At 70.1% G+C, this 1,775-nt stretch carries 2 protein-coding genes; both read right to left on the bottom strand.

The window, feature by feature from the left end:
* Positions 1-465 (bottom strand): ABC transporter ATP-binding protein (locus ACFR9S_RS03715; protein WP_379818089.1); only part of this gene is annotated, 465 nt, incomplete at its 3' end.
* The gene (locus ACFR9S_RS03710; protein WP_379818095.1) at positions 462-1,613 is read right to left on the bottom strand and encodes a FecCD family ABC transporter permease; all 1,152 of its coding nucleotides are present in this window, start codon (positions 1,611-1,613) and stop codon (positions 462-464) included. The genes ACFR9S_RS03715 and ACFR9S_RS03710, both read right to left, overlap by 4 nt.
* Between the last annotated feature and the right edge of the window lie 162 nt (positions 1,614-1,775).

Genomic DNA, 1,775 nt, shown 5'->3' with positions numbered 1-1,775 from the left:
GACGCCGACGCGTTCGAGCGCGCGGTCGATCGCCTCGTGGTCCTCCTCGCTCAGCGACTCGAAGAAGCCGCGGTGGGGGTAGCGCCCGTGGGCGGCCAGCTCCCGCACCGTCGTCGACGCCGGGGCCTCGTTCTGCTGGGAGAGCAGCCCCAGCTTCCGGGCGAGCTCGGTCGTCTCGTACTGCTCCACGTCCCGGCCGTCGAAGTAGACCATCCCGTTCTCCGGCGAGAGCTCGGCGTTCATCGACTTCAGCAGCGTCGACTTCCCGCTGCCGTTCGGGCCGACGAGCGCGGTCACTTCGCCGGCTGGCACGGTCAGCCGGTCGAGTTCGACGACCGGCTCGCCCGGCTCGTAGGCGAGGCTGAGGTCGCTCGCCTCGATCCCGGGCGGTTCCTCGTCGCCGTCGGTCGTCTCGCCGCTCGGTCCGACAGTGCTGTCCCCGTCCGGGGTGGTGTGCTTGCTCATAGTTGACCGACCTCCGTTCGCCGCATCAGGTAGAGGAAGTACGGGCCACCGACCAGCCCGGTGACGATCCCGACCGGGAGCTGCGTCCCGGGGATCGCCAGCCGCGCGCCCACGTCGGCGACGACGACCAGCGCCGGGCCGGCAAAGGCGCTGCCCAGCACTACGCGCTTGTAGTCCGAACCGACCAGTTGACGGACCATGTGCGGGACGATCAGGCCGACGAAACTGACGATCCCCGCGACGGCGACGGCGGCGCCGGCCGCGAGCACCGCCACGCCGGAGAGCAGGAACCGCACGCGCTCGACGGACATCCCCAGCGAGCGTGCGGTGCGCTCGCCCAGCAGTAGGACGTTGAGTTGGCGGGCGCCGGCGAGGGTGATCGGCACCGTCGCGAGCGTCCACGGCAGCGCGATCCGGACCTGCTCCCAGTCGACGCCGGTCAGCGAGCCGGTCGTCCACGAGATCGCCGACTGGACGACGCCCAGATCGTCGGTGAAGAAGAACAGCCCCGTCTGGAGGGAGTTGAACACCGTCGAGACGATCACGCCCGCGAGCACCAGCCGGACTGGGTTGGTGCCGCCCTTCCACGCGATCGCGTAGACGAGGCCGAAGGCGATCGTGCCGCCGCCGGCGGTGACCAGCGGGAGGAACGACGCCAGCCCGGTGAACACGACGAGCGTGAGCAGGATCGCCAGCCCCGCGCCCGCGGAGACGCCGAGGATGAACGGGGAGGCGAGCTCGTTGCGCGTCACCGCCTGGAACACCGCCCCCGAGATCGCGAGGTTCGTCCCGACCATCATCGCGACGAGCACCCGCGGCAGGCGGATCCCCCAGACGATCAGCGTCTCGCGGCCGAGCTCGACTTCGCTGGTCGAGAAGCCCAGCAGCTCCGCCGTGCGCGTCCCCAGCCCGTCGCCGAGCAGCAGGCGTAGCGGATACTGGGGGTTGGTCCAGACGGCCGGGTCGAACACGGCGCGCCACGCGTCGAGAATGGACATCGTGTACGTCCCGAAGCTCACCTGTACCAGCCCGCCGACGCCGACGATCAGACAGCTCCCGAGGATCAGCGTCGCCACCCGGGAGTCGATCCACGAGACCGCGGCGCGGAGCTCGGGGACGATCTCGCCCGTCTCACTCGCCACGACGATCTCCCCCGCGTTGCATATGCTTTAGGCAGCCCTAAATGGGGATAAGGGTAGCGATCCGACGCCACCCGATCGCGTCACTCGGTGAACGTGACGACCTTGGCGTCGGCCGTCTCGCGGAGCCGTTCGGGAGCGATCGACCACATCGACGTGGGCGTCCCCGCG

This window comes from Halolamina salina, assembly GCF_042678005.1.
Classification (GTDB): domain Archaea; phylum Halobacteriota; class Halobacteria; order Halobacteriales; family Haloferacaceae; genus Halolamina; species Halolamina salina.
This window is presented reverse-complemented; position numbering and strand designations above follow the sequence as displayed.